Genomic DNA, 552 nt, shown 5'->3' with positions numbered 1-552 from the left:
AAGTTGATACCACTGCCCCGACAGTCACACTGGATGCGCAGGGTACCGGTAACGACACCACACCAACTATTTCAGGCACCACGGATCTGCCGGCAGGCGAATCTGTGACGTTAACGGTCACTGATGCCAATGGTGATGCACAAACAGTAACAGCAACTGTGCAACCAGACGGTACGTTCAGTGCCGATGTACCAGCGGAAATGGCAGAAGGAAACTTCACGGTTGATGCTGCCGCCACCGATGCAGCCGGCAATACCGGTACAGCCTCAACGTCCGGTACAGTGGACACCACTGCACCAACGGTCACGCTGGATGCTCAAGGTACCGGTAACGACACCACACCGACTATTTCCGGCACCACAGACCTGCCGGCAGGTGAGTCAGTGACGTTAACCGTGACAGATGCGAATGGTGATGCGCAAACTGTAACGGCTACCGTGCAACCAGACGGTACGTTCAGTGCCGATGTGCCTGCAGAAATGGCAGAAGGCAACTTCACCGTTGATGCAGCCGCGACCGATGCAGCCGGCAATACCGGCACTGCTTCAACCA

At 56.3% G+C, this 552-nt stretch carries 1 protein-coding gene; it reads left to right on the top strand.

Annotated elements, in window-relative coordinates; all coding sequences use genetic code 11:
- Nucleotides 1–552 (top strand): Ig-like domain-containing protein (locus ACXAGR_RS23770; protein WP_474852918.1); only part of this gene is annotated, 552 nt, incomplete at both ends.

This window comes from Alteromonas sp. ABH4_457 (assembly GCF_056160625.1).
This window is presented reverse-complemented; position numbering and strand designations above follow the sequence as displayed.